Genomic DNA, 23,327 nt, shown 5'->3' with positions numbered 1-23,327 from the left:
TGTGAATCTTTCACAAGGTCGGATCCTCCGTCATAGTGCAGCACCATTCACTCCGGCCCGGCGTAGCTCTCCTCATGGACCACACCGGCCAGGGGCGAGCGGTGGCGCCAGCCGAAGCGCTCCAGGTCAGGGACGTCGGGGAGGTCGGCGACGGGCCCGACGCAGAGCCAGGCGACGGGACGTACGTGCTCGGGCATGTCGACCAGGTCGCGCAGGAACTCCTCGCGGTAGAAGCTGACCCAGCCGACGCCGAGGCCCTCGGCGGTGGCGGCGAGCCAGAGGTTCTGGATGGCGCAGACGACCGAGTAGAGGCCGGCGTCGGCGATGGCGTGGCGGCCGAGGACGTTGGGGCCGCCACGGGTCGGGTCGTAGCCGACCACGATGCCCAGCCCGGACTCGCGGATGCCCTCGATCTTGATCCGGGAGAAGGTCTCGGCCCGCTCGCCGGACAGGGTGTCGGCGAAGGTGTCGCGCTCGGTCGCGACGTGGGAGTGGAAGCGCTCGAGGCGGTCGGCGTCGCGTACGAGCACGAAGTCCCACGGTTGCGACATGCCGACGCTCGGGGCGGCGTGGGCGGCCGAGAGGACCCGCTCGAGCACCTCGGGAGCGATCGGCTCGCCGGTGAACTCCGCGCGGGTGTCGCGGCGGCGGTTGATGGCGTCGTAGAGGTCCATCAGGCACGCTCCCGGGCGACGTCGTAGAGGAACGACTCGCCCCCGTCGCGGGCCAGCGCGGGGCCGGCGAGGATGACGGCTGCCTGCCTGAGACCCGCGTCCTGGACCGCGTCGGCGATCGTCGACACCGTCCCGCGCAGCACCTGCTCCTCGGGCTGGCTGGCACGGTAGACGACCACGACGGGGCACTCCGGGCCGTAGTAGGGCAGCAGCTCGGCCATCAGCTCGCGGGTGCGCCGGATCGCGAGGTGGAGCACGAGCGTGGCTCCGGTCGCGGCATAGGCGGCCAGCGACTCGCCTTCCGGCATGGCGGTCGACCGGGCCTGGGTGCGGGTCAGGACCACCGACTGCGCCACCAGCGGCACGGTCAGCTCCCGCCCCACCAGCGCGGCCGCGGCCGCGTAGGCGGGTACACCGGGGGTGACGTCCCAGGGCACCTCGGCGGCGTCCAGCCGCCGGGTCTGCTCCGCGACGGCGGAGTAGACCGACGGGTCGCCGGAGACGAGGCGTACGACCTGGTGACCGGCCCCGTGGGCGGCGACGATCTCGGCGACGATCTGGTCCAGGTCGAGCTTCTGGGTGTCGACCAGGGAGGCCGACGGGCTGCAGTGGGCCAGGACCTCGGGGTCGAGGTAGGTGCCCGGGTAGAGCACCACGTCCGCGGCCTCGAGCATCCTGGTGGCGCGCACGGTGAGCAGGTCGGCCGCGCCGGGGCCGGCGCCGACGAAGTGGACGGTCATCGGATCGGTCATCGGACATACCTCGGCGTCCAGACCTGCCCGGCCGCGGTGACCCGGGTCGAGCTCGCTCCCACGATGACCAGGCACTTCATGTCGATGGAGCCCGGATCGAGGTCACCGAGCGTGGTCACGGTCAGCGACTCCTCGGCCCGCCCGACGTCGCGGCCGACGATGACGACGGTGTCGGGCTTGCGCTGCTCGAGGAGTACGTCGCGGGCCAGCCCGATCTGCTCCGTGCGCGAACGCGAGGCCGGGTTGTAGATGGCCAGCACCAGGTCGGCGCCCGCGACCGCGCGCAGCCGGTCCTCGACGACGGACCACGGCTTGAGCCGGTCCGAGAGGGACATCACCGCGAAGTCGGCGCCGACCGGGGCACCCGCCCGCGCGGCCACCGCCTGGACGGCGCTGACCCCGGGCAGCACCCGGACGCGTACGTCGGCGTAGGCCGGGTCCTCGGCGGCCTCGAACACCGCGGCGGCCATCCCGAAGACCCCGGCGTCGCCGCCGGAGACGACGGCGACCCGCTCCCCCGCGAGCGCCAGGTCCAGGGCGTGCCGGGCCCGGTCGACCTCGACCGTGTTGCCCGAGGCGTGCCGCTGCAGCCCGGCCCGCTGCGGCACCCGGTTGACGTACGGCGCGTAGCCGACGACGTGGTCCACCTCGGCCAGCGCGGAGCTCACCTCGGGCGTCAGCCAGCCGTCAGGTCCCGGCCCCAGCCCGACGACCAGAACTTCGCCCCTCTCGGACGTCGTCTCGACAGGCTCTGCCACCGAGGACTCCTCCAAGGACTCCTGCCGCAGCCGCGTTGCGGCCGAGGCGGGAGCAGGAGCCGAGTCACCTGGGACGACGATGAGCGAGAAGTACGGCACGGACGACGGATCCACGTCCGCCACCGGCAGCCAGCGCTCCTCGGGCTGCGAGGCACGCTCGACGTACCAGGCACCCTCGAGCCGCCCGGCGGCCTCGAGCGCGGAACGAACCGCGGGGAAGGTCCGGCCGAGCTTCATGATGATGGCGGCCTCGGTGTCGGCCAGGCGCCGGGCGAGCTCGGGCTCGGGCAGGGTTCCGGGCAGCACCGTGAGGACGTCGGTCTGGCGCACCAGCGGCGTCGAGACGGCCGCGGTGGCGGCCGCGAAGGCGGGGACGCCGGGCACGACCGAGGTCTCGTAGATCTCCTTGAACCGGTCGTGGAGGTACATCGAGGAGCCGTAGAAGAGCGGGTCGCCCTCGGCGAGCAGCACCACGTCACGGCCGGCGTCGAGATGGGCCGAGAGCCGGACCGCGCAGGACTCGTAGAACTCCGCCATCGCCCCGACGTAGCCGCCCGGGTGCGAGGTGGTCCCGGTGGTGACCGGGTAGCGCAGCTCCTCCTCGATCGCCCCAGAAGGGATCAGCGAGGACGCGATCCGGCGAGCGTGGGACTGCTTGCGCACCCCGGCGTGGTAGGCGATCACCGGGGCGGCGCCGATCAGCCGGGCGGCCTTGAGGGTGATCAGCTCGGGGTCGCCCGGACCGATGCCGACGACGGTGAACTTCCCGCGTACGTCTGCGTTCATTCCTGCTCCTGGGCGAGTGCGTTGAGTGCGGAGGAGGTCATCGCGGAGCCGCCACGGCGGCCGCGCACGGTGACGAAGGGGATGTCGATCCCGTGATCGTCGGCGAACGAGGCGAGCGCCTCCTTGGACTCGGCGGCGCCGATGAAGCCGACCGGGCAGCCGACGATCGCGGCCGGTCGCGGGCCGCCGTCGAGGATCATCTCGAGCAGGTGGAAGAGCGCCGTCGGGGCGTTGCCGATGGCGACCACGGCACCCTCGAGGTAGGGCTCCCACAGCGACAGGGCGGCGGCGGTGCGGGTCGTGCCCCAGGCGCGGGCGAGCGCCGGGACCCGGTCGTCGCCGAGCATGCAGAGCACCTCGTTCTCTCGCGGGAGGCGGCTGCGGGTGACCCCGGTCGCGACCATCGTCGCGTCGCACAGGATCGGCGCCCCGGCCTCGAGCGCACCGCGCGCGGCCTTCACCAGACCGGGGTGGATGACCAGGTCGGCGGCGAGATCGACCTGTCCGCTGCCGTGGATCATCCGGACCGCGAGCCGCTCGGCGTCGGCGGGCACCCCGGAGAGGTCGGCCTCGCGCCGGATGGTCGCGAAGGAGTCGACGTAGATCGCCGGCCCCTGGTCGATGTAGTCGTAGCGCCGGGTCGGGCGGGCCTGCGGCGACGGCACGAGTACGCCACGCCACGGCGTCACCACGACCGCCGGCGCCCGCTCCACCAGCGCCTCGACGGCGGCCCGGTCCAGTGCCCCGTCGGGGGCGGCGACGTGCTCGCCCCCGGGCACCTCGCCGAACCCGAGCTCGGCCGCGGGCGCCGGGACGCGAGCATCGGCCGCGACCGGCTCGACCAGGGGAGCATCGAGCTCGGAGACGTGCCAGGGCGCCGACGGCCCCTCGCCGCGTACGTCCAGGAAGCGTGAGGCGAGCGAGACCAGCCGCGAAGCGGCCTCGGCGAGCGGCACGACCGGCCCCCACGACCCACCGACCCGGAGCTGGCCCTCGGTGGCCGACAGCGCCACCAGCCCGAGGTCGCACTCGCGCGAGACCAGGTCGCCCCGACCGTCGTCGAGCACGAAGAGGAACCGCCCCGGCAGCGCCGCCAGCCGCGGCGAGGCACACAGCAGGCGGTCCAGCGAGGCGGCGACGCCGCGCAGGTCGGCCCGCCCTCCGGCGAGCCCGGTCTGCGGGGAGACCATCACGTTGCGTACGAGCTCGTGGGTCTGCACCGGCACCAGACCGGTCGCCTTCAGCGCGGAGAGCACCTCGCCCGGCAGCGCGCCGTCCTCCCCCACAGGAAGGCCGCGCACCTGCAGATTGGCACGGCCGGTGAGATAGACACGGCCGTCGCCGTAGGTCTCGGCCACGGAGACCAGCGAGAGCAGCGAGGCCGACGAGACGGACCCGCCGATCAGGCGCAGCCGCACCAGCAAGCCGTCCTCGGCCGGCCACGGACGGCCGACTCCTGGGCACCGGTCGGATCGGACTCGGGACATCGCCACACCTGCTCTGGTCAGGTGCCCTTCCGCGGGGCACGTGGTGACCTGGCGGCGGGCGCCGCCAGAGCCAGCAGGTCTTCGGACTCGGAATCGATCGGTGCGGAGCGCCTTCCCGGAGCCAGGCTCCAGTGGCTGCTCTCTCCGGAGAGAGGGCGTGCCCCGCCCGTCATCCTCACCGCTGCGCGTCAGTCCCGGACTTTCACCGGGTTCCCTGACCCCATCAGGCATGGAGTACGACTGGCAGGGCGAGACTACCTACTTGCGGACACGGCGCCGAATTGCTCGCCGCCCGGCAGTGGTCTGTGCCAGTGTTCGGCTACTCAGAACCTCCCACCACGTCCTCCAACAGATGGAGTCTCCCGTGACCGGATCGCCTCACCGACAGCTGTTCGTGCTCGCGACCGTCTCGGCCCTCGGGTTCGGCCTCGCGGCCTGCGCGACGACCTCGGAGTCGAAGGTCGCGATCGGCCTGGTGGTGCCGGCCTCCGGCGCCGACAAAGCGATCGGCACCGACATGACCCGTGGGTTCGATCTCTACCTCGACCAGCACCACGGGAAGCTCGGTGGCCGGCTCGTCGACGTCATCGAGGCCGACGAGGGCGACCGGGTGAAGACCGGTGTCGCCGCGGTGACCAGGCTGATCGAGGACGACGAGGTCCAGGCGGTCGTCGGCGTGGTGAGCTCGGAGACGGCGCTCGCGGCCAAGCAGGTCGCGAGCGACAGCGAGACGCCGCTGATCGTGACCGGAGCCGGAGCCGACAAGTTCGCCGACGGCTCCGACTACGTGTGGCGTACGTCCTCGATCAACGCGGACCTGGGCGGCTCGCTCGGGAAGGCGATCGCCCGCGAGACCGGGCAGGGCACGGCCTACGTCATCGCCTCCGACGACGGTGCCGGTCATGAGCTCTCCGACAGCTTCATGATCGCGATGGAGGCCTCGGGCGGCAGCGTCGCGGGCCAGAGCTACACGGCGGCCGGCGCGACCGAGGAGTGGTCGGGCATCTTCGACAAGGTCGAGGAGTCCGGTGCGGACGCGATCTACGCGGCGTATGCGGGGCAGGAGGCGGAGGCGTTCGTGCAGCAGTACCGCGACTCCGGCCTGGCCCGGAAGACCCGGCTCTACGGCCCCGGGTTCCTCACCGAGGGCGACGTGCTGTCCTCGCTAGGCGGCGCCGCCGCCGGCGTGAGGACCGTGCTGCACTACAGCGACGCGATGGACTCGCTGATGAACAGCGCCTTCGTGAAGGACTACCGCAAGGCGTACGACGCCACCCCGACGGTCTACTCGGTGCAGGCCTACGACGCCGCGGCCGCGCTCGACAAGGCCCTCGACCTCTCCGACGACGTCAACCGCAAGGAGATCGCCGACTCCCTCGGGTCCGTCGGCACCATCTTCAGCCCGCGCGGGAACTGGTCCTTCGACCCCAACCACAATCCCGACCAGGCCTACTACCTGCGGGTGGCCAGGGACACGCCCGACGGCCCCCGCAACGTGGTGCTGCAGGAGATCGCCTCAACGGGCCATTGATGTAACGACCCGGTCCCCGACGGAAACTTCGATCTCACAACCAGTCGATGGCTCAGGCACCGAGAACCACCACTCGACACGATGGAGACCGAAGGAGATATCCGATTCGTGCAGAAACTGCACGGACACCTCAGCGCCGGTCCCAGTGCCGGAAACAAGACTCATGGCCGTGCCAGGAGAGGGCGGCGACATCGCAGAACTAGCGACAACCCGTACGCCTCGGGGCCAGATCTCGGCGAGATAGATCTGCGCCTCCCATCCGTCCGAGACCAGCGGGATATCGAGTTCAATGAGCGTTGGCTTCATGTCAAACACTGCGTCAGCTGACTTCCTTGGTCTTGGCATCTTTGTCCGAACCGCCGGGTCCGCTCGCGTGAGCGCTCATCCGCCAATTGCCCATCGCCGGGCAGTACCGCGAGAAGGTTGGGGTGCTGACAGTGCGCTTTCCACACTTTGTGCCCGAGTCCACAGTCTTCCATGAACTGATCCCGAAGTCCTTGTACTCCAACACCCAGTCGATACAGGTCGTGCCCGTCGACGCCCATCCGTTGGCGTTCGCACTGTAGGTCAGGGTCAAGTCGCCTGCGTTATACGTCACGTTCGCCGTGACAGTGCCCGGGTATACCGCCGGCCCGAAGTCCGCGGCCACAGCGGCGCCGGGATACGTCACAGCAAGTGCAGCGGCAGCGACGAAAGCGCCGACAGCAATTCGCAACTTCATTTCTTTGCCTCCGAGATCTAAGAAATTGATGTACGTGAATGTGAGATTCACACGAGAACGGCGAGACCCTCAAGCGAATACCTGCACACCCCTCGCAAGGCCCGTTCAGTGTGTTGCGCAGAACCGAGTGCAGCCGCCAACCCACCCCGTCGTGATGGGCCGGCGACCGGTTCGTGGGATCAGCGCTCACTCGAGAGCCCAGATCAGGTCGGCCACTCGCGAAGCGGCCTCATCAATACGCGTCTGGTCGGCCAGGCAGATCCGCAGGCATGACGCCGCGACGATCGATTCGATGCTCGAACTGATCGGATGGCCCTCTGATCGCATCCCGATCACGACCTCGACCTGCTGGAGCAACTGCTTGCCCAGCAACGTGCCGTCCGGCACGTAGTTCACCCCTGCACCGCCGACGGCACGGACCTCCTCGCCGATACGTGCGTACGCGGCCTCCAGCTCATCGCGGGCCACCCGAAAAGGTTCGAAGGCTTCCTTCCGCTCCACCTCAGGCAACCGCGTAAGCACCCCCGCGTTCCGTGGCGCCCGCGCGAGCGTACGCACGTCCAGCACCACCAACAGGTTCAGCAACACATCCGGACCGGCACCGGTTTCGGCACCGAGCGCCTCGACCTTCTCGATCTTGTCAACCGTGGGCCGGATCGAACGCTGAAGCAGTTCAGCGAGAATCCCTTCCTTGCCCGCGAAGTAGTGGTAGAGACTCGCCTGGCGAACCCCGACCGCCTCAGCGATCTCCCGAGTCGACGTGCCCGCGAAACCCCGCTCCACGAACAGACGTGCCGTGACGTCGAGGATCTCTTCACGCGGCTCCATCCACGCTCGCTGCCCACCCACCGCTTGCGGCATCACACGCGGTCGACCGGGCCGGCGGGAGAACGGCTCACCACGCTGACTCCTCGAGCCGTCGGCGGCCGTCATCGCTGACGGCCGTCCGGACCAAGGCGACGGAGACCGTCGAGAACCATCTGCAGCAGGTCGAGGTCGTTCGACGTCGCCACGGAGCTATCAGGTTCGGGGCAGGGGCATTGGCCTGCGGTACGTTTCGGTAGGACACCTGAGGTCGTGGCTGACATGTCTCCAGTCAGCGGCATACGGCCCACGAAGACCATGAACTGACCATGCACTCGATCTGCACTCTGCCACCGGACAGGCGAAGAGATGACGATGCTCCCGACCACGTGGACACCGCGTGAAGCCGAATGGCTCCGCACCGCGATGCGTCAGACCATCGAGGAGTTCGCCGAGCAGATCGGTCTGAGTCCACGAGCTGTGGCGAAGTGGAAAGCGGAGCCTGACCTGGTCTTTTCTCATGCCGTTCAGAGAGATCTCGACACGATGCTTCGGCAACGAGCGAGCGATGACGAGCAAGCCCGCTTCAGCGAGCTGGCAACGGCTGTCCTGACCCTCGAACGTGACCGTGCTGCCGAGTTACGCGCCCGCTTCGCCCAAACAGAGACTGAGCCATGCGAGCGGACCCGGCCGGTCATCGGGTCCGCTCGCCGCCGTCGGCTCAGCTGCCGGCGTCGACCAGCTCGTGCTCCAGGTCGTCCTCCTTGCGCCGGAGCAGGACCGACCCGCCGAGCGCGAGCAGCAGCGCGACGTACACGACGATCGCGAACGGCGACTGCACCAGCGTCAGCCAGTCGCCCTGGGCGACCTGCAGGGCAGTCCGCAGCTGCCGCTCGAAGATCGGCCCGAGGATCAGCCCGACCACCATCGGCGCCACCGGGTAGCCGTAGCGGCGCATGAAGAAGCCCAGGACGCCGAGCACGAGGAGCACGATGACGTCCTGCGGGCTGAAGTGCACCGCGAAGGCACCCAGGGCCGCGAACAGCAGGATGCCGGCGTAGAGATAGTGCCGCGGGATCTGGAGCACCTTGACCCACAGCCCGACCAGCGGGAGGTTGAGCACCAGCAGCAGCACGTTGCCGATGTAGAGGCTCGCCACCAGCGGCCAGACCAGGTCGCCGTGGTCCTTGAACAGCAGCGGCCCCGGCTGGATGTTGTAGTGCTGCAGCGCCACGAGGATCACCGCGGCCGTGGCCGAGGTCGGGATCCCGAGGGTCAGCAGCGGCACGAGCACACCCGCCGCCGAGGCGTTGTTGGCCGCCTCGGGCCCGGCGACGCCCTCGATGGCACCGTGGCCGAACTCCTCCTTCGCCTTCCCGCGAGCCAGCTTGCGCTCGGCGGAGTAGGACAGGAACGTGCCGACCTCGGCGCCACCGGCCGGCAGGGTGCCGATCGGGAAGCCGATCGCGGTGCCGCGCAGCCACGGCCCCCAGGAACGCCGCCAGTCCTCACGCGTCATCCAGGTGCGCCAGCCCCCGGTGACCGGGACGAGCTGCTGCGGTCCGCGGCGCAGCTGCGCACCGACGTACAGCGCCTCGCCGACGGCGAAGAGCGCGACCGCCACGACCACGACGTCGATGCCGTCGTTGAGCACGGGTACGCCGAAGGTGAACCGCATCTGGCCCGACATGCCGTCGACGCCCATGAGCCCGATGAACATGCCGACGCCGAGGGCGGCCAGGCCGCGGGAGACCGAGCGGCCGAGCAACGCTCCGACGGTGGTGAAGGCGAGCACCATCAGAGCCACCTTCTCGACGGGACCGAGCTTGACCGCCAGGTCCGCGGCCAGGGGCGCCAGGAAGGTGAGCGCGGCCGTCGCGAGCGTGCCCGCCACGAACGACCCGATGGCGGCGGTGGCGAGCGCCGCGGCGCCCTTGCCCCGCTTGGCCATCTTGTTGCCCTCGAGGGCGGTGATCATCGAGGACGCCTCGCCCGGCGTGTTGAGCAGGATCGAGGTGGTCGACCCGCCGTACATGCCGCCGTAGTAGATCCCGGCGAAGGTGATCAGCGCGGCCGTCGGGTCCAGGGCGTACGTCAGTGGCAGCAGCAGCGCGACCGTCATCGACGGACCGATGCCCGGCAGGACACCGACCGCGGTGCCGAGGATGACGCCGATGAAGGCGAAGACGAGGTACTCGGGGTGCGCCGCGGTGGCGAACCCCTGCAGCAGCAGATTCAGGTTATCCATGGAGGAACGCCACCCCTTCGAGCAACGGGCCCGGCGGCAGCGAGACCCCGAGCCCGCCGGCGAAGACCAGCTGGATCGCGAACGCCATGACCAGGCCGACCAGGAGCGCGCGCCACCACGGGCGGGCCCCGAGGATGACCGCGCCCGCGGTGAACAGCGCCGCACCGGCCAGCGGCCAGCCGATCACGCCGATCAGGAGGGCGTGGCCCAGGACGGCCACGGCCAACAGTACGGCGGTGAGCCAGTCGGTGCCGCCGGAGAGGTCGACGTCCTCGCCGCCCTCAGCCTCGCCGCGCTCACCGCGTAGGACACGCGCCAGGGTGATGCCACCGGTCACGACCAGCAGGCCACCGACGAAGTAGGGCATCGTCCGCGGACCGATCGCGCCGGCCGCGGTGACCGGCTCGGCGATGCTTCCCGCACGGACCAGCGCGAACACACCGAGGGCAAGGATGCCCCCGGCCATGGCCGGCTCCCCGAAGGAGAGCCGGCCAGGCTGGGTGGGGGTCGTGGTGGTCACGCGGCCACCCCCGTAGCGCAGGCGCCAGGGTACGGGCGCGGCCGCGTGTTGACCGAACGGTTCACTCGCTGACGCTCGTTCACTGGACGAGCCCGATTTCCTTGAGCGTGGTCTGGGCGGAGGTGACCTCCTCGTCGACGTACGTCTCGAACTCGTCGCCCGCCATGAACGCGTCGTCCCAGTCGTTGGTCTCCAGGACCTTGGCCCAGGCGTCGGACTCGGCCGCCTCGGTGACCACGTCGGTCAGGGCCTTCTTCTCGGCGGCGTCGAGGTCGCCGGGGGCGACCACACCGCGCCAGTTGGTGAGCACTAGGTCGATGCCCTCGTCGGTGAGGGTGGGCACGTCCGGCAGCAGGCCGGACGGCTTCTCGCCGGAGACGGCCAGCGCACGGAGCTTGCCGGCCTTGATCTGCTCGGCGTACTCACCGACACCGGAGATTCCGGCGTCGACCTTGCCGCCGAGCAGCGCGGTCACCGACTCGGCGCCACCGTCGAAGGGCACGTAGTTGAGGCTCTTCGCGATGTCACCGGAGGCCACACCGGAGGCCTTGAGGAGCTGGCCGGCGAGGATCTGGTCGGTGCCGCCCGCGGAGCCACCGGCGATCGAGACGGCCTGACCGTTGGCCTTGATGTCGTCGACCAGGTCGTTGATGGTCTGGTACTTCGAGTCGGCGGGAACGACGACGACCTCCTGCTCCTCGGTCAGCTTCGCGATCGGGGTGGTGTCGGAGAGCTTGGTGGCCGACTTGTTGGTCTCGATCGCGCCGACCATGACCAGGCCCATCACCATCAGGGTGTTGGGGTCGGTCTCGTTGGCGAGCGCGGCCAGGCCGACGGTGCCACCGGCCCCGGGAGTGTTGGAGACCGAGGCCGTCTCGAGGATCTTCTCGCCGGTGAGCACGTCGGAGAGCGCGCGCCCGGTCTGGTCCCAGCCGCCGCCCGGGTCGGCGGGGACGACGATGTTCACGCTCGTCGGCGCTGCGTCGGCGGACGAGTCGGACTTGTTGACCGAGCTGCAGGCGACAAGGGACGTGCCGGCCACGGCTGTGGCGACGACGATCGCGGCGGTACGGATGAGGGGGTTCATGGGATCTCCTTCGAAAGTGACGCTCGTCACTTCATGGCCGTGAAGGTAGGTCCGGCAAGGAGACGCCAGGAAGCATCTGGAGGTATTGGATCTTTTGGTCATTGTGGTCACGGGCGATGGCCCGTGCCCGACCCGATCTCAGACCTCCGTACGGTTGCTCCGCAGCTCGTCCCGGGTGGCGGCCAGCTCCTCGCGTACGGCGGTGAGGTCCTCGCGCAGCGAGGTCAGGACGGCCATCATCTCGGCGTCGGACTCCTCCTCGTGCCGGGCGAGGTTCTCGACGCTCTCCATGCCGGAGACGACGACGGCGAGGAAGAGGTTGAGGACCGCGAAGGTCATCACCAGGATGAAGACGACGAAGAAGATCCACGCCGAGGAGTCCTCGGCCATCACCTCGCGGGCGATGTCGGGCCAGGCCTCGCCGGTCATGGTCTGGAAGAGGGTGAACGCGCTGGTGCCGAGATCGCCGAAGTACTCCGGCGCGATCTCCCCGTAGAGGTTGGTCGAGATGACCACCGCGACGTACATCATCAGTCCCAGCAGCCCCGCGACCGCGCCCATCCCCGGCACTGCGTTGATCAGACCGTCGACGACTCGGCGCATCGACGGGACCGAGTTGACCAGACGCAGCACCCGCAGGATCCGCAGCGCCCGCAGCACCGACATCGGGCCGGTGGCGGGCACCAGCGCGATCGCGACGATCGCGGTGTCGAAGATGTTCCACGGGTCGAGGAAGAACCTCGGGCCGTACGCCACCAGCCGCAGCACCAGCTCCACGACGAAGACGCCCAGCAGCACGCTGTCGAGCAGTGCCAGCTCGTGGGCGAGGTGCTCGGGGACCATCGTCTCCACGCCCAGGACCACGGCGTTGAGGATGATCACCCCGATGATCACCTTCTGGAAGGTGTCGTCGTCGACCAGCGCACGCACCCGACCACGCACCGAGATATTGCCCGAACTCATGTTCGCTTCGTCCTCCTGAGACCTGTTACCCGTGGCAGCGGCCCGGAGCCTAACTGGTCGCCAGGTGCAGCGCGAGGCCGAGACCGGCGAGACCGACGAGCCAGCGCAGCGGTCGCTCGGGGGCGACCCGGACGATCGCCGGGCCGAGGTAGCCGCCGAGCACGGCGCCGACCCCGAGGGCGACCGCGGCGGGCCAGTCGACAGGAGCGAAGAAGACGTACGCGATCGCGGCGGTGCCGTTGGCGACGCCGGTGGCCACGTTCTTGACGGCGTTGGTGATCGCGAGCGCCTCGGTGCGCTCGAGGACGAGGACCGCGAGCGCGATGATGCCGACGCCGGCGCCGAAGTAGCCGCCGTAGATGCCGAGCACGAACACGATCACGCCCCAGCCGAACCCGCGGGTGACCGCACCTCTCTTCTCCCGCTCCGGTGGTCGAGCCCGTCGAGCCGCGAAGGCCGCGGCCCAGACCCGGATCCGGTCGCGGAGCAGCAGCAGGATCGCGCCGGCGCCAACGAGCCAGGGCACGACCGCCTCGAAGGCCTCGGCCGGTGTGGTGAGCAACAGGGCCGCGCCGAGCGCGCCGCCGAGGAAGGAGGCCAGGGCCAGCCAGGCGATCCTGCTGCCCTGACCTCGGAGCTCGCGGCGCGAGCCGGCGACGGTGCCGCCGGTGACGCCGAACATGGCCACCGTGTTGGTGACGTTGGCAACCACCGGCGGCAGCCCCGCGGCCAGCAGGGAGGGGTAGCTGACCAGCGAGGCCAGACCGGCCACCGAGCCGGTCAGTCCCGCGCCGATCCCGGCGAGCAGGAGCCAGGCGACCTCGGCGTTCACCGGGCCGTCGACGGGGTGGTCGACGGGGCGGTCAACGGACCAGGCACGGGCGCTTGGGGTCGAAGGTCCACCCCGGCACCAGGTACTGCATGGCGACGCCGTCGTCACGTACACCGAGCCCGTGCTCGAGGTAGAGCTCGTGCGCGGCCGCGACCCGCTCGCGGTCGAGCCGGATCCCGAGGCCCGGGGCGGTCGGCACCGCGACCGCACCGTCGCGGATCTCCAGCGGCGACTCGGTCAGCCCTTGGCCGTCCTGCCAGATCCAGTGGGTGTCCAGCGCGGTGATCTCCCCCGGTGCGGCGGCGCCGACGTGGGTGAACATGGCCAGCGAGACGTCGAAGTGGTTGTTGGAGTGGGAGCCCCAGGTCAGCCCGAAGTCGTGGCACAGCTGGGCGACGCGGACGGAGCCGGACATGGTCCAGAAGTGCGGGTCTGCGAGGGGGATGTCGACCGCGTTGGTGCGGATCGCGTGCGACATCTGGCGCCAGTCGGTGGCGATCATGTTGGTCGCCGTACGCAGTCCGGTGGCGCGCTTGAACTCGGCCATGATCTCGCGCCCCGAGTAGCCGCCCTCGGCGCCGCAGGGGTCCTCGGCGTACGCGAGCACGTCGTCCTTGCCCTTGAGCAGCCGGACGGCGTCGGCGAGCAGCCAGCCGCCGTTGGGGTCGAGGGTGATCCGGGCGTCCGGGAAGCGCTCGTGGAGGGCGGTCACCGCAGCGACCTCCTCCTCACCGGTGAGGACGCCGCCCTTGAGCTTGAAGTCGGCGAAGCCGTAGCGGGCCTGGGCGGCCTCGGCGAGACGTACGACCGCCTCGGGGGTCAGCGCGACCTCCCTGCGCACGCGCGCCCAGTCGTCGGTGCCGTCCTTCTCGCGGAGATACGGCAGGTCGGTCTTGTCGGGGTCGCCGACGTAGAAGAGGTAGCCGAGCATCGGCACCGAGTCGCGCTGCTGCCCGTCGCCGAGCAGCTCGGCGACCGGCACACCTTGGGCCTGGCCTGCGAGATCGAGGAGCGCGGACTCCAGCGCGGTGACGGCGTGGACGGTCGTACGCAGGTCGAAGGTCTGGGCGCCACGGCCGCCGGCGTCGCGGTCGGCGAAGGTGTGCGAGACCTGGCGCAGCAGGCTGCGGTAGCGGGTGACCGGCTGACCGACGAGCAGCTCGGCGGTCTCCTCGATCGTGCGACGGATCGGCTCGCCGCCGGGGACCTCGCCGACACCCTCGCGCCCCTCGGAGTCGGTGAGGATCGCGATGTTGCGGGTGAAGAAGGGCGCGTGCGCGCCGCTGAGGTTGAGCAGCATCGAGTCGTGGCCCGCGACCGGGACGACCTCGACCTTTGCGATGGTGGTGGTGCTCATGGCAGCTGCAGCTCCCCGTCGATGCGGCGGGCGAGGTGCCACGGGTTGTCGTCTCGCACGGCTTCCGGGAGGAGAGCCGCAGGTACGTCCTGGTAGGCGACCGGACGCTGGAAGCGCTCGATCGCGAGGCTGCCGACCGAGGTGGTGCGGGAGTCGGAGGTGGCCGGGAACGGGCCGCCGTGGACCATCGCGTGACCGACCTCGACGCCCGTGGGCCAGCCGTTGAAGAGGATCCGGCCGACCTTGAGCTCGAGCGCGGAGACGACCTGGGCGGCGGCCTCGTGGTCGGCGGCGGTGGCGTGGACGGTCGCGGTCAGCTGGCCCTCGAGGGACTCCAGGCTGGGCAGCAGCTCCTCGACGGTGTCGTAGCGGACAACGACGCCGGAGGCGCCGAAGACCTCGTCGGTCACCCCGGCGAGACGGGCCGCCTCGACGATCTGGGGAGCAGGGGCGTCGGTGTCTCCGGCGGCGCCCTCGGCGACGACGGTCACGCCGTCGGTGGCGCGGAGCTTCTCGGTGCCCGCTTCGTAGGCCCGGGCGATCCCTGGGGTCAGCATGGTCGCGCCGACGGCCTCGGCCGTGGCGCGGCCGGCCGCGGCCAGGAAGGCGTCGCCGGCCTCGCCCCTCGGGAGGAAGAGCAGCCCGGGGTTGGTGCAGAACTGGCCGGAGCCGAGGGTCAGGGAGCCGACGTAGGCGGTGGCGAGGGCGTCCGTGTCGGCGTCGAGGGCGCCGGGGAGGACGACGACGGGGTTGATCGAGGACATCTCGGCGTAGACCGGGATCGGCTCGGGTCGCGCGGCGGCTGCTGCCACGATCGCGAGCCCGCCGCCGCGGGAGCCGGTGAAGCCGACGGCCTTGATCCGCGGGTCGACGACCAGGGCCTGGCCGAGCTCGATCCCGCCCTTGACGTCGGTGTCGAGGAGGAAGGAGAAGGTGCCGGCGTGCAACCCGGCCTTCTCGACCGCGCGGGTGATCGCCTGGGCGACCAGGTAGCCGGTCAGCGGGTGGGCCGGGTGGCCCTTGACGACCACCGGGCAGCCGGCGGCGAGCGCGGAGGCGGTGTCGCCACCGGCGGTGGAGAAGGCGAGCGGGAAGTTGCTGGCCCCGAAGACCGCCACCGGGCCGAGCGGGATCTGGCGCTGACGGATGTCGGACCGCGGGAGCGGGGTCCGGTCCGGGAGGGCCGGGTCGATGCGTACGCCGAGGTGGTCGCCGCGGCGCACGACGCCGGCGAACATCCGGAGCTGGCCGGTGGTGCGGCCGACCTCGCCGCTGATCCGGCCCTCGGGCAGGTGCGACTCGGCGACGGCGGCCTCGACGATCTCGGCGCGGGCCGCCTCGATCTCGGCGGCCACGGCTTCGAGGAAGTCCGCCCGCGCCTCGGGGGACGTGGCGCGGTAGCCGGCGAAGGCCTCGGCCGCGGCGCCGGTGGCGGCGGTGACGTCGGGCTGCTCGGAGTCGGCTCCGGCGATGATCGAGCGGTAGCTCATGGTCCCTTTCCTATCGGGTCGGTCTCTCGGGGAAGGTCGGCGTCAGGAGATGCGGGCGATCAGCTCGCGCAGCTCGGCGATCTCGTCCTCGCGCAGGTCTGTCAGCGGCGGGCGGACCGGACCGGCGGGCCGGCCGATCGCGGTCAGACCACCCTTGACGATCGACACGGCATAGCCCGCCGTGCGGTCGCGGATGTCGAGGTAGGGGATCACGAACTCGTTGAGACGACGGTAGACCTCGTCACGGTCCTGGGCACGTACGGCCTCGTAGAACTCGACCGCCCACCTCGGCGCGAAGTTGAACAGCGCCGAGGAGTAGGTGCTCACGCCGAGCTGGAGCAGCGGCAGCGCGAAGGTCTCCGCGGTCGGCAGGCCACCGATGTAGGTGAGCCGGTCGCCGACCCGGGCGTACGTGCGGGTCATCTGCTCGATGTTGCCGACGCCGTCCTTGAAACCGATCAGCGTGGGGTTGCGGTCGGCGAGCTGCGCGACGGCCTCGTCGCGCAGCACCGCGTTGGCGCGGCTGTAGACGATCACACCGAGGCCGGTCGCCTCGCAGACGCGGCTGGCGTGCTCGACCAGGCCGGCCTGCCCCGCTTCGGTGAGGTAGGGCGGCATCAGCAGGATCCCATCGGCCCCCGCGGCCTCGGCCGCCTTCGCCTGCGCCACCGCGTTCGCCGTGCTGCCCGTCGCCGGCGCCAGCACCGGCACTGCCCCGGCGACCTCGTCGACGGCCGCACGTACGACCTGGTCGGTCTCCTCCGGGCTCAGCGAGAAGCCCTCCCCCGTGCCGCCGGCCGCGAAGAGCCCTGCGACCGGGTACTCGGCCAGCCAGCTCAGGTGCTTGCGGTAGCCCTCCTCGTCGAACTGGAGGTCCTCGGTGAAGTGGGTGACGGGGAACGAGAGAAGCCCGCTCTTGAGCTGGGCGGCCAGGTCGGTCGGGCTGTACTCGGTCACGAGTCACGTCCTTCGGAGGTTGATGAGGATGATGCTTCGGGGAAGTGGTGACCATCACGCTATGAATGTTCTGCGATGCCTGTCCAAGCCCGAATTTGAATCTCGTGATGCCTTGGGAGCATCGCTGGATTTGGTGGTCGAGGTTGTCGAGACCACTTGGTGCGTGACCGTTTCTTCGGGGCTGGTGTGGGCCGCCGACCCTTTCTTGGAGGGTGTTATCGATCTGGACCGGCGTCAAGGACGCCCTTCGGGCGCCGGCTTCGCCGGCCGCTTCGCGGTCCTGGACTCCGGACCAGATCGATAAAAGATTTCGCTGGCTATCGGGGCGGCGGCCCGGGTGTGGCGCGGAGAAATTCGTACGCGACACGTCGGGGTCGAGGGCGTGGAGGGTGGCCCTCCGGGCCACTTACCATCCACAAAGACGAGGCCGTTCGCTCACCGCGAAACTGCTCTCTGAACAGGGAAAATAGATAGTCAGGCGGGTGGTTGAAGAGTAGAATCAGACCCATCACAGCACACCTCTGAGAGAGGAACGGCGATGAGTCTCGGCCGCTCGATCGACCACTGGGGCACCAACCCCGGCGACGCGATCGACGCCGCCCTGACCGTCATCGAATCCGCCCTCCACGACCTGCTCGCGAGCGACCCGGCCTATTGGCGCACCGGGGAGAAGAAAGACCTGCTGGAACGGTTGGAGAAGCTCCAGGCCCAGCAGGCCGCGTTGAAGCTGCGGGTGCTCGCTGCGGCCGGTGACATCGCTGAGGAGACCGGCGCGAAAGACGCCTCGGGGTGGATGCGGACCGAGTTGCTGGTCGACAAGGCGGTCGCCCGGTCCCAGGTCAAACTGGCTGCCGGCGTTGCCAAGTACGACCTGGTTGCGGCTGGCCTGGCCGACGGTGTGGTGTCGCAGGACAAGGCCCGGGTGATCACCCAGGCCCTCGATGCCATCGAGACCGACCCCGCCGCCAGCGGCGAGGACCTGGTCCTGGCCGAGAAGCTGCTGGTCGAGTACGCGACCCGGTTGACCGCGAACGAGCTCAAGATCATCGGGAAACGGATCCTCGCCGAGATCGACCCCGACCGATTCGAAGCCGCCGAAGCCGAGGCGCTGCACCGGGAGGAGGAACGGGCGCAGCGGCGCACCTTCTTCTCCTCCCGCGACAGCGGCGACGGCACCGTCGACATCCACGCCCGGGTCTCCCGCGTGGTCGGGATGCGGCTGCGGACCCTGTTGGACTCCCTGGCCCAGCCGAGGAAGCTCTCCGCCGAGGACAAGGGCCGCAGAGCCCCCTATGACCGGTTGCTGGGCCAGGCCTTTGCTCGGGTGGTCGAGACCTACGACGTCGACCAGCTCCCCAGGCACGGTGGTCACGGCACCACGGTGTTCATCACCATGAGCGTGGAGGACCTCCGCAAGGACCTCGGCACCGCAGCCCTGGGTTTCGACGGAGAGCAGATCACCGCCGCCGAGGCCCGCCGGATGGCCTGCAACGCGGATCTGGTGCCGGTGGTGTTGGGCACCGATTCCGAGATCCTCGACCTCGGCCGCACCGCCCGGTTGGCGTACCCGGTCCAACACCGAGCACTCCGGCTGAGAGACAAGTGTTGTCAGGCCGAAGACTGCGACGCACCCGCAGCGTGGACCGAAGCGCACCACCTGAAACCCTGGTCCGAAGGTGGACTCACGAATCTGGCGAACATGGTCTTGTTGTGTGCGAGTGACCATCGCCGCATCCACGACCCGAACTACGCCTATGAGCGGCTCCCGGACGGACGGATCCGGTTCACCAGGGCTGCCCCCACGGGCTGATCCAGGCGGGGCTGGCCGGCATCGCCGTGCCGGTTCCGCCGCCGCCGCCCCTTCACGGCCTCGCTTGTGAAGCGTTCACAAGGTGTCATCGTCTAGTAGAAGCACGAGAAAGCCCTCCGCTGCCAGGAACCACCGGCCCAAGATCCCAAGCCCGCACGCAACCCATGGAATCCGCGCCAAACCCCGCCGCCGACCCGATAGCCAGCCAAAATTCTCGACGGAGCCCGGTGTCAAGGCGGTGTATCGAGCTTGTCGAGATGATCGCCGCAGGCGACCGGCGAAGCCGGCGGCCGCAGGCCGTCCTTTACTCCGGGATCTGTCGAGAACACCCTCCGTAACGGGTCGGCGGCCAGTCCCTTATCGATTCATCTCGATGATCACATCAAGAACCCGGCGTACGACCGGACTGACAGAGCCCCGCGCCCAGATCGCATGCAGCTCGACCGGACGCTCGGGGTCCTTGTCGAGGCGGGTGTCTCCGCCGCCGTGCTCGATGGGGCGGAAGACGACGCCTTCGACGTGCAGGGAGCTGGCGGAGACGGGGACGAAGCCGACGCCGCGCTCGGCGGAGACGAGGAGCATGGCGGTGAGGACCTGGTGTACGCGCTGCTCGATGCGGGGGTGGGCGTTGGCGAGGAAGCGTACGGACAGCTCGTGGAAGTAGCGCGACTGCTGGGGGTGGTAGCCGATGACGGGCTGGCCCTCGAAGTCCTGCGGCGTCAGCGGGCGGTCGATGTCGGCGAGCGGGTGACCCTGCGGGAGTACGGCCATCAGCGGCTCTCGGGAGACGACCCTCGAGGAGAGCAGCTCGGTGTCGAAGGGCGGGCGGGCCAGGCCGATGTCGATCTCGCCGTGGCGGATGCCGTCGACCTGGGCGAGGGTGACCCGCTCGGACAGCCGCACCTCGACGTCGGGGAGCTCGACGGTGAGGCGGCGCAGCAGGGGGCCCAGGATCGAGATGGCCGAGACCGCGGTGAAGCCGAGGCGGACCACCCCGGCGGCGCCCGCGTCGACACGTCGGGCCAGGTCACCGGCGCTCTCGACCAGGTTGAGCATCCGGTAGGCCTCGTCGAGGAAGGCCGCTCCGGCACCGGTGAGGGCGACCCGGCGGTTGTCCCGCTCGAGGAGCTGCGCGCCGACCGCCTTCTCCAGCTTCTGGATCTGTCGGGACAGCGGCGGCTGCGTCATCCGGAGGCGCTCGGCGGCCCGGCCGAAGTGGAGCTCCTCGGCGACCGCCACGAATGAACGCACCTGGTCGAGCGTGATCATTCGGCCAGCGTAGACCACGATGCACCAAGTGGAACACTCTATGCCGAATCGGGCTTGGACCGGTATCGCTAAGACTCTTAGTGTCGGTGGTCACACGACGTCGGGCCATGACACGCGCCACAACCAGCCCGGCCACCAGGAATTAGGAGCAACGATGCGTACCACTTCCCACCTTCTCGCCGCGACCGCAGGCGTAGCGGCCCTGGCCCTCTCCGCCTGCGGCGTCTCCAACACCACCGGCGGCAGCGGTGACAACGAGGACTACCCCGCCGGCAACGTCGAGATGTACGTCGGTGCCTCGGCCGGCGGCTCCAGCGACCTGATCAGCCGCGCGGTGTCCAAGGGTCTCTCCGACGAGCTCGGCGCCTCCTTCCCGGTGATCAACCTGGAGGGCGCCAACGGTGCGCTCGCCGCGAACAAGGTCGCCAAGGCGAAGGCCGACGGCCAGACCATCGCCATCCAGAACGCCTCTCTGTTCGCCATCACGCCGCTGGCGGTCAGCGCGGACGAGGCCACCAGCCTCGACGACTTCGACGTCGTCGAGGGCGTCTCCCGCGACGACTACGTGATGGTCGCCGGCCCGAAGAGCGGCTTCAAGTCGCTCGACGACATCAAGGCGGCCAAGAAGAAGCTCACCTACGGCACCACCGGTGTCGGCACCGGTTCACAGCTCTCCTGCGGCCTGACGTTCGGCTCTAGCAAGGTCGACGCCGAGGCCGTGCCGTTCGACGGCGGCGCGCCCGCCCTGACCGCGGTGCTCGGCGGCCAGGTCGACACCGCCTGCATCCAGGTCGGCGAGGCGATCGAGAACATCGAGTCCGGCAAGCTGACCCCGCTGAGCGTCTTCGGTCCCGAGCGGGTCGACTATCTGCCGGACGTCCCGACCGCCAAGGAGCAGGGTCTCGACGTCGAGGTCGCGCAGTACCGCTTCATGACCGTCCCCAAGGGCACCCCGGACAAGGTCAAGGACGCCATCGCCGAGGCGATGCAGGCGACGTTCAAGACCGAGGAGTACAAGGCCTTCAACAAGCAGAACAGCCTCACCCCGATGGAGATCCCCGGCGACGAGGTGGTGACCCAGCTCGAGGCGGACAAGAAGCGGTACGCCGACCTGGTCGAGCAGTACGGTCTCAACCTCGGCGCGAGCTGAACCCCGCCCCACACGACGAAGGCATGACGATGAGCGACGAACGTACCCCATCTCCTGACCAGGACATCCTGGCCGAGATCCAGGCCGAGGTGGCCCACGAGCTGGAGGAGGAACGACCTCCCGCGGGCGGACCGGTCTACCAGGTGGTGGGTGCGCTCGTCGCTCTCGTCGTCGGCATCGGCGGCGCGGTCCTCTCCTACGGCTACGGCCTGGGCTCGCTGCGCCAGCCCGGGCCCGGCCTGTGGCCCTTCGTGGTCAGCATCGCGATCGCCCTGATGGCCGCAGCCCTGCTCGTCGTCGGCCGCAGGCTGACCGACAGCGAGAAGTTCACCCGCTCCAGCGTGCTCCCCGCGGTCGGCCTGGTCACCTTCATCGTGCTGGCCCTGCTGATGCCCGTGATCGGCTTCGAGATCCCCTCGCTGCTGCTGTGTGTCGTCTGGCTGAGGTTCCTCGGCGGCGAGTCGTGGCGCAGCACGATCATCACCTCGGTCGCCACGGTCGCCGCGTTCTACTTCCTGTTCCTCTACGGGCTGCGCATCCCGCTGCCCCACCTGTTCTGAGCGGAGCCCCCAGTGGACGTCAACGCATTCCTAGACGGCTTCGGGCTCGTCACCGAACCGCAGAACCTGCTCTACTGCCTGATCGGCGTGCTCATCGGCATGCTGATCGGCGTACTCCCCGGCCTCGGGCCGGCGGCCACGATCGCGATCCTGCTGCCGATCACCTACAGCATCGACCCGGTCTCTGCGATCATCATGCTGGCCGGCATCTACTACGGCGCCCAGTACGGCGGCACCATCACATCGGTCCTGCTCCGGCTGCCGGGTGAGGCCTCCTCGGTCGTCACCGTCTTCGACGGCTTCGCCCTGGCCAAGCAGGGCAAGGCCGGCACCGCTCTCGGCATCGCCGCGATCGGCTCCTTCGTCGGCGCGACCGTCTCCATCCTGGGCCTGACCCTGGTGGCTCCCCTGATCGCCGGGTGGGCGCTCAGCTTCGGTGACCCGGAGTACGCCGCCCTCGCCCTGCTGGGCGTCCTGCTGGTCGCCACGATCGGGAACGGCAACAAGCTCAAGGCCATGCTCGCCGCCGCGTTCGGCCTGCTGCTGGCCACGATCGGCCGCGACAGCTTCAGCGGTGCCGAGCGCTTCACCTTCGGCAGCCTGCAGCTGACCGAGGGCATCGACTTCGTCGTCGTCGCGATGGGTCTCTTCGGCGTCGGCGAGATCCTCTACAACCTCGAGGAGCGACACGGGAAGCCCCACGTCCCCGCCGCCGTCGCCAACATCTGGCCCTCCCGGAAGGACCTCAAGCAGTCCTCCGGCGCGATCGGCCGCGGCTCGCTGATCGGCTTCGTCCTGGGCGTGCTGCCCGGTGGTGGCGCGGTGATGTCCTCCCTGGCCGCGTACGCCGTGGAGAAGCGGATCGCGAAGAACCCGGAGCGTTTCGGACGCGGTGCCATCGAGGGCGTCGCGGCCCCCGAGACCGCCAACAACGCCGCCGCGACCTCCTCGTTCATCCCGTTGCTGACCCTCGGCATCCCGGCCAACGCGTCGATGGCGATGCTCTTCGGTGCCCTGCTCATCCTCGGCATCTCGCCCGGTCCGCAGCTGGTCGAGGAGCGCCCCGACCTGTTCTGGGGCGTCATCAACTCGATGTACATCGGCAACCTGATCCTGCTCGTGCTGAGCATCCCGCTCGTCGGCATCTTCGTCCGCATCCTGCGGGTGCGCCCGGCGATCCTGGCCCCGATCACCGCGCTGATCACGATCCTGGGCGTCTACACCATCAACAACTCCACCTTCGACATCTTCGTGATGATCGTCTTCGGCCTGATCGGCTACCTGATGAAGAAGGTCGGCTTCGAGCCCGGCCCGATGGTGCTCGCCTTCGTCCTCGGCTCGATCGTGGAGGACGGCGTACGCCGCTCGATGCTGATCTTCGACGGTGACCCGACCGGGTTCTTCACCCGGCCGATCTCGGGCACCATCCTGGCCGCCTTCCTCCTGGTCGCCCTCTGGCCCGCCGCCAAGGCGGTCCTGGCCCGGCGCAAGGCGACCCCCGTCACCGCGGCCCCGGCCGAGCGCGACGACGTCGACACCCCGACCCGCTGAGCCCGACCCGCTGAGAGAGG

20 protein-coding genes, 1 pseudogene and 1 riboswitch are annotated in these 23,327 nt (G+C 69.8%); of the genes and pseudogenes, 5 read left to right on the top strand and 16 right to left on the bottom strand.

Going from position 1 to position 23,327, the window contains the following annotated elements:
- Positions 1-47 precede the first annotated feature (47 nt).
- The 5 genes and pseudogenes from bluB to ACIA03_RS27395 all read right to left on the bottom strand — a co-directional run.
- A complete protein-coding gene (gene bluB, locus ACIA03_RS27415) occupies positions 48-674 on the bottom strand; it encodes a 5,6-dimethylbenzimidazole synthase (protein WP_396988527.1) in 627 nt (208 codons plus the stop codon).
- Positions 674-1,426 (bottom strand): precorrin-4 C(11)-methyltransferase, encoded by a 753-nt coding sequence (cobM, locus tag ACIA03_RS27410; RefSeq protein ID WP_396988525.1) that lies wholly within the window; start codon positions 1,424-1,426, stop codon positions 674-676. Before cobM ends, bluB begins: the two co-directional genes overlap by 1 nt.
- Complete coding sequence (gene cobJ / locus ACIA03_RS27405; protein ID WP_396988523.1) at positions 1,423-2,970, bottom strand: precorrin-3B C(17)-methyltransferase; 1,548 nt, start codon at positions 2,968-2,970, stop codon at positions 1,423-1,425. Before cobJ ends, cobM begins: the two co-directional genes overlap by 4 nt.
- Positions 2,967-3,635 carry a precorrin-8X methylmutase gene (locus ACIA03_RS27400; RefSeq protein WP_396988677.1) on the bottom strand — a complete coding sequence of 223 codons (669 nt, stop codon included), beginning with the start codon at positions 3,633-3,635 and terminating at the stop codon, positions 2,967-2,969. The genes cobJ and ACIA03_RS27400 overlap by 4 nt, the downstream gene beginning before the upstream one ends.
- A gap of 633 nt (positions 3,636-4,268) precedes the next feature.
- A pseudogene (locus ACIA03_RS27395) lies at positions 4,269-4,457 on the bottom strand (nitrite reductase); the annotation flags it as partial.
- 54 nt (positions 4,458-4,511) lie between these two features.
- Positions 4,512-4,717, bottom strand: a riboswitch (cobalamin riboswitch).
- Between the two features lie 104 nt (positions 4,718-4,821).
- On the opposite strand from ACIA03_RS27395, the gene ACIA03_RS27390 reads away from it, so the two are divergent.
- Positions 4,822-5,988 (top strand): ABC transporter substrate-binding protein, encoded by a 1,167-nt coding sequence (locus ACIA03_RS27390; RefSeq protein ID WP_396988521.1) that lies wholly within the window; start codon positions 4,822-4,824, stop codon positions 5,986-5,988.
- Positions 5,989-6,307: 319 nt separating this feature from the next.
- On the opposite strand, the gene ACIA03_RS27385 is transcribed toward ACIA03_RS27390, so the two are convergent.
- The 10 genes from ACIA03_RS27385 to kdgD form a co-directional block, all read right to left on the bottom strand.
- On the bottom strand, positions 6,308-6,760 hold the full coding sequence (locus ACIA03_RS27385) for a hypothetical protein (protein WP_396988519.1): 453 nt from the start codon (positions 6,758-6,760) through the stop codon (positions 6,308-6,310).
- Positions 6,761-6,895: 135 nt separating this feature from the next.
- Positions 6,896-7,537, bottom strand: a complete 642-nt coding sequence (locus ACIA03_RS27380; protein ID WP_396988517.1) for a helix-turn-helix domain-containing protein — start codon at positions 7,535-7,537, stop codon at positions 6,896-6,898.
- 697 nt (positions 7,538-8,234) lie between these two features.
- Complete coding sequence (locus ACIA03_RS27375) at positions 8,235-9,761, bottom strand: tripartite tricarboxylate transporter permease (RefSeq protein ID WP_396988515.1); 1,527 nt, start codon at positions 9,759-9,761, stop codon at positions 8,235-8,237.
- Positions 9,754-10,281: a tripartite tricarboxylate transporter TctB family protein gene (locus ACIA03_RS27370; protein ID WP_396988513.1), complete on the bottom strand. Its 528-nt coding sequence runs from the start codon at positions 10,279-10,281 to the stop codon at positions 9,754-9,756. Before ACIA03_RS27370 ends, ACIA03_RS27375 begins: the two co-directional genes overlap by 8 nt.
- Positions 10,282-10,360: 79 nt before the next feature.
- Complete coding sequence (locus ACIA03_RS27365) at positions 10,361-11,368, bottom strand: Bug family tripartite tricarboxylate transporter substrate binding protein (protein WP_396988511.1); 1,008 nt, start codon at positions 11,366-11,368, stop codon at positions 10,361-10,363.
- A gap of 138 nt (positions 11,369-11,506) precedes the next feature.
- Positions 11,507-12,331 (bottom strand): ion transporter, encoded by an 825-nt coding sequence (locus ACIA03_RS27360; protein ID WP_396988509.1) that lies wholly within the window; start codon positions 12,329-12,331, stop codon positions 11,507-11,509.
- 49 nt (positions 12,332-12,380) lie between these two features.
- Entirely contained in the window at positions 12,381-13,163 is a 783-nt protein-coding gene (locus ACIA03_RS27355; protein WP_396988507.1) for a sulfite exporter TauE/SafE family protein, read from the bottom strand.
- A gap of 31 nt (positions 13,164-13,194) precedes the next feature.
- A complete protein-coding gene (locus ACIA03_RS27350) occupies positions 13,195-14,520 on the bottom strand; it encodes an enolase C-terminal domain-like protein (RefSeq protein ID WP_396988505.1) in 1,326 nt (441 codons plus the stop codon).
- Positions 14,517-16,010 carry an aldehyde dehydrogenase (NADP(+)) gene (locus ACIA03_RS27345; RefSeq protein ID WP_396988503.1) on the bottom strand — a complete coding sequence of 498 codons (1,494 nt, stop codon included), beginning with the start codon at positions 16,008-16,010 and terminating at the stop codon, positions 14,517-14,519. The genes ACIA03_RS27350 and ACIA03_RS27345 overlap by 4 nt, the downstream gene beginning before the upstream one ends.
- A gap of 42 nt (positions 16,011-16,052) precedes the next feature.
- Positions 16,053-16,967: a 5-dehydro-4-deoxyglucarate dehydratase gene (gene kdgD, locus ACIA03_RS27340; protein ID WP_396988501.1), complete on the bottom strand. Its 915-nt coding sequence runs from the start codon at positions 16,965-16,967 to the stop codon at positions 16,053-16,055.
- A 538-nt stretch (positions 16,968-17,505) separates the two neighbouring features.
- On the opposite strand from kdgD, the gene ACIA03_RS27335 reads away from it, so the two are divergent.
- Positions 17,506-18,777 carry a DUF222 domain-containing protein gene (locus ACIA03_RS27335; protein ID WP_396988499.1) on the top strand — a complete coding sequence of 424 codons (1,272 nt, stop codon included), beginning with the start codon at positions 17,506-17,508 and terminating at the stop codon, positions 18,775-18,777.
- A 357-nt stretch (positions 18,778-19,134) separates the two neighbouring features.
- Here the strand turns inward: ACIA03_RS27335 and ACIA03_RS27330 are convergent, their stop codons facing one another.
- Entirely contained in the window at positions 19,135-20,046 is a 912-nt protein-coding gene (locus tag ACIA03_RS27330) for a LysR substrate-binding domain-containing protein (protein WP_396988498.1), read from the bottom strand.
- A gap of 154 nt (positions 20,047-20,200) precedes the next feature.
- Here ACIA03_RS27330 and ACIA03_RS27325 point away from each other — a divergent pair, with 154 nt between their 5' ends.
- Genes ACIA03_RS27325 through ACIA03_RS27315 form a run of 3 tightly spaced genes read left to right on the top strand, consistent with a single transcriptional unit; the run spans position 20,201 to position 23,307 of the window.
- Entirely contained in the window at positions 20,201-21,196 is a 996-nt protein-coding gene (locus ACIA03_RS27325) for a tripartite tricarboxylate transporter substrate binding protein (protein ID WP_396988496.1), read from the top strand.
- 29 nt (positions 21,197-21,225) lie between these two features.
- Entirely contained in the window at positions 21,226-21,756 is a 531-nt protein-coding gene (locus ACIA03_RS27320; RefSeq protein ID WP_396988494.1) for a tripartite tricarboxylate transporter TctB family protein, read from the top strand.
- Between the two features lie 12 nt (positions 21,757-21,768).
- Positions 21,769-23,307, top strand: a complete 1,539-nt coding sequence (locus ACIA03_RS27315; RefSeq protein ID WP_396988492.1) for a tripartite tricarboxylate transporter permease — start codon at positions 21,769-21,771, stop codon at positions 23,305-23,307.
- Positions 23,308-23,327: the final 20 nt, after the last annotated feature.

It is taken from the genome of Nocardioides sp. NPDC051685, assembly GCF_044453405.1.
Taxonomy (GTDB): Bacteria; Actinomycetota; Actinomycetes; order Propionibacteriales; family Nocardioidaceae; genus Nocardioides.
This window is presented reverse-complemented; position numbering and strand designations above follow the sequence as displayed.

What these genes read in the sequence shown, in the direction of transcription:
- ACIA03_RS27375 (WP_396988515.1), bottom strand. Translation starts at nt 9,761, where the DNA reads ATGGATAACCTGAATCTGCTGCTGCAGGGGTTCGCCACCGCGGCGCAC.
- cobJ (WP_396988523.1), bottom strand. Translation starts at nt 2,970, where the DNA reads ATGAACGCAGACGTACGCGGGAAGTTCACCGTCGTCGGCATCGGTCCG.
- ACIA03_RS27380 (WP_396988517.1), bottom strand. Translation starts at nt 7,537, where the DNA reads ATGGAGCCGCGTGAAGAGATCCTCGACGTCACGGCACGTCTGTTCGTG.
- ACIA03_RS27345 (WP_396988503.1), bottom strand. Translation starts at nt 16,010, where the DNA reads ATGAGCTACCGCTCGATCATCGCCGGAGCCGACTCCGAGCAGCCCGAC.
- ACIA03_RS27350 (WP_396988505.1), bottom strand. Translation starts at nt 14,520, where the DNA reads ATGAGCACCACCACCATCGCAAAGGTCGAGGTCGTCCCGGTCGCGGGC.
- cobM (WP_396988525.1), bottom strand. Translation starts at nt 1,426, where the DNA reads ATGACCGATCCGATGACCGTCCACTTCGTCGGCGCCGGCCCCGGCGCG.
- ACIA03_RS27365 (WP_396988511.1), bottom strand. Translation starts at nt 11,368, where the DNA reads ATGAACCCCCTCATCCGTACCGCCGCGATCGTCGTCGCCACAGCCGTG.
- ACIA03_RS27330 (WP_396988498.1), bottom strand. Translation starts at nt 20,046, where the DNA reads ATGATCACGCTCGACCAGGTGCGTTCATTCGTGGCGGTCGCCGAGGAG.
- ACIA03_RS27335 (WP_396988499.1), top strand. Translation starts at nt 17,506, where the DNA reads ATGAGTCTCGGCCGCTCGATCGACCACTGGGGCACCAACCCCGGCGAC.
- ACIA03_RS27320 (WP_396988494.1), top strand. Translation starts at nt 21,226, where the DNA reads ATGAGCGACGAACGTACCCCATCTCCTGACCAGGACATCCTGGCCGAG.
- ACIA03_RS27325 (WP_396988496.1), top strand. Translation starts at nt 20,201, where the DNA reads ATGCGTACCACTTCCCACCTTCTCGCCGCGACCGCAGGCGTAGCGGCC.
- bluB (WP_396988527.1), bottom strand. Translation starts at nt 674, where the DNA reads ATGGACCTCTACGACGCCATCAACCGCCGCCGCGACACCCGCGCGGAG.
- ACIA03_RS27360 (WP_396988509.1), bottom strand. Translation starts at nt 12,331, where the DNA reads ATGAGTTCGGGCAATATCTCGGTGCGTGGTCGGGTGCGTGCGCTGGTC.